Here is a 2,583-nt window from a genome sequence, read left to right on the forward strand (position 1 = left end):
TGCCCCTGCTCGACGAGCCGCTCACGCCCTGGCTGGTGGCCGGGCTGGCGCTGGTGTCGGGTGGGGCCTGGCTGGCGTCAAGGCCAATCCGACATTGAGGGACGGCTGGGCGTCATCCCTCATCTGCGGCATGGGCCAACCGTTGCGCCGGACTTAAACTGCAAGCAGATTCACCAGGGCACCTCAGTTGGTTGCCCTGAAACACCCCAAAACACCCCAAAACGCCCCGAACACCATGAACACTTTGCGCCCTGCCCTCCTGAAGTCGTTTCTGGCTGCCTGCATGGCGTTGGGCGGCGCAAGCGCCCATGCCTTGAGCTTCGAGTGCGTCAACCTGAGCAACGACTGCACCACCGCAGGCACCAGCATCGCCAGCTGGAGCTTGTCGAACAACGTCCTGAGCATCAGCAACGCAGCCACGGTCGGCAACCAGGCCGTCATCACCGGCATCAGCTTTGACCTGGCCGCAGGGCAGTCGGTTTCACTGGCCGGCACCCAGGGCACTGGCGTGCTGTACACCACCGGCGGCGGCGCCAACCTGCCCGCCAGCCTGGGCTGGAGCATCGACGCGGAGTTCAAGCCCGCCACCAAGCCCATGACCAACGGCATCAACGCCGGCGAAACGCTGTCGTTCCTGCTGGGTGGCGTGTCCCTGGCAGACATCCAGAGCGGAGCGTTCCGCTTTGGTGTGCATGTGCAGGCCCTGCCGACTTTGGGTGGCAGCGAGAAGCTGATCAACACCACGGCCGTGCCCGAGCCGCAATCGCTGGCCCTCGCGCTGGCAGGTTTGGGTTTGGTCGCGAGCCTGGCACGCCGCCGTCGTGCGTCGGCTGCGCGCTGAAAATTCGCTGAGTGCTGCTGGACGACCCGGACACCGCCGGTCGCCGCCCCGATCAAACCGCCCCTGTCACCAGGAGGCGGTTTTTTCATGCCTCACAAGCTCAGCTGCTTGGCGATGATCTCGTTCATGATCTCGTGCGTGCCGCCGCCGATCGCGAGGATGCGGTTGTCGCGGTACAGGCGCTCGACCACCGACTCCCTCATGTAGCCCATGCCGCCAAAGATCTGCACCGCCTCGTAGGTGACCTTGTCGGACACCTCGGTGGCGAAGTTCTTGGCCATGGACACCTCCTGCACCGCAGGCTTGCCGGCCTGCATGCGGGCGGCGACGCGCAAGGTGTACTCGCGGGCCACGTCCACCTGCGTGGCCATCTCGGCCAGCTTGTGGCGGATGACCTGGTGCTTGGACAGGGGCTTGCCGAAGGTGACGCGGTCCTTGACGTAGTCCAGGCAGGCTTCGAGCGCCATCTGCGCGGTCATGTAGGCCATGACGGCCAGGGCCAGCCGCTCGGCCTGGAAGTTGGCCATGATCAGCATGAAGCCGGCGTTCTCGGGGCCGATGAGGTTGCCCACGGGCACGCGGCAGTCTTCGAAGAACAGCTCGGCCGTGTCAGACGCCCACCAGCCCATTTTTTGCAGGTTGCGGCCCACGCTGAAGCCGGGTGTGCCCTTGTCGATCAGCAGCAGCGACACGCCACCGTAGCCCTCGCCGCCGGTGCGCACGGCCACCGTGTAGTGGTCGGCGCGCACGCCCGAGGTGATGAAGGTCTTGCTGCCGTTGACGACGTAGTGGTCGCCATCGCGCACGGCGCGGGTGCGCAGGTTGGCCACGTCGGAGCCGCCACCGGGCTCGGTGATGGCCAGGGCCATGATCTTCTCGCCGCTGAGCACCGCGGGCACGACGCGCTGCTGCACCTCGGGCGAGGCACCACGCCACACAGGCGGCAGGCCGATGTCGAGCGAGCCCAGGCTGGCCACCAGGCCGCCCGAGGTGCTGCGCATGAGCTCTTCGCTGACCGCCACCTTCATGAACACGTCGTGCTCGGCGGTGCCGCCCAGGTGCTCGGGGTGCCCGATGCCCAGGATGCCCAGCTCGCCGCCTTTGCGGTAGAGCTCGCGCGGGAAGGTGCCAGCCTCTTCCCACTCGGCGATGTGCGGCAGGATCTCCTGCTGCACGAAGCGGCGCGTGGTCTCGCGGACCATGTCGTGGGTTTCGTTGAAGTAGGTGGGGAAGCTGGGGTGGGTCATGGGTGGCTCTGGTGATCTGAACGTCGAGCGACGGGGTTGCCAAGCAGCCTAGGGAATCCCCTTGCCGTCTTCCATCGGTAGTTTACCTATATGGTCATTGATTGACGCTTACGTCACTCGAGAACAGAATCGAGCCATCGTTCAAGCTGGGTGCACTGCGCCCACGCTGACCTTCCTTGACCTGCCAACCACCACCCATGAGCACCCCAGCCCACTACGACAGCATCTTCCGCCCCGGTCTGTTCAAGGACCAGGTCCACATCGTGACGGGCGGCGGCTCGGGCATCGGGCGCTGCACGGCGCACGAGCTGGCCGCGCTGGGCGCCACGGTGGTCATCACCGGCCGCAACGAAGAAAAACTGGCGCGCACCGCCGCCGAGATCACCGAAGACGGCGGCAAGGTCTTCACCTCCGCCTTCGACATCCGCGACGAGGACCAGGTCAAGGCCGCCGTGGCTGCCATCGTCGAGCAACACGGCCGCATCCACGGCCTGT

The 2,583-nt window shown here is 66.1% G+C and carries 3 protein-coding genes; 2 read left to right on the forward strand and 1 reads right to left on the reverse strand.

Annotation, left to right across the window (positions count from 1 at the left end):
* Nucleotides 1-235: 235 nt before the first annotated feature.
* The gene (locus tag B2W70_RS03285; protein WP_286742816.1) at nt 236-841 is read left to right on the forward strand and encodes a PEP-CTERM sorting domain-containing protein; all 606 of its coding nucleotides are present in this window, start codon (nt 236-238) and stop codon (nt 839-841) included.
* 92 nt (nt 842-933) lie between these two features.
* Here the strand turns inward: B2W70_RS03285 and B2W70_RS03290 are convergent, their stop codons facing one another.
* Nucleotides 934-2,088, reverse strand: a complete 1,155-nt coding sequence (locus tag B2W70_RS03290; RefSeq protein WP_286742819.1) for an acyl-CoA dehydrogenase family protein — start codon at nt 2,086-2,088, stop codon at nt 934-936.
* A gap of 197 nt (nt 2,089-2,285) precedes the next feature.
* Here B2W70_RS03290 and B2W70_RS03295 point away from each other — a divergent pair.
* Nucleotides 2,286-2,583, forward strand: a 298-nt coding sequence (locus B2W70_RS03295; protein ID WP_286742822.1) for an SDR family NAD(P)-dependent oxidoreductase, incomplete at its 3' end; no start/stop codon positions are given.

Origin of the sequence: Aquabacterium sp. UBA2148 (assembly GCF_002328915.1) — a bacterium.
Taxonomy (GTDB): Bacteria; Pseudomonadota; Gammaproteobacteria; order Burkholderiales; family Burkholderiaceae_C; genus Aquabacterium; species Aquabacterium parvum.

What these genes read in the sequence shown, in the direction of transcription:
- B2W70_RS03285 (WP_286742816.1), top strand. Translation starts at nt 236, where the DNA reads ATGAACACTTTGCGCCCTGCCCTCCTGAAGTCGTTTCTGGCTGCCTGC.
- B2W70_RS03290 (WP_286742819.1), bottom strand. Translation starts at nt 2,088, where the DNA reads ATGACCCACCCCAGCTTCCCCACCTACTTCAACGAAACCCACGACATG.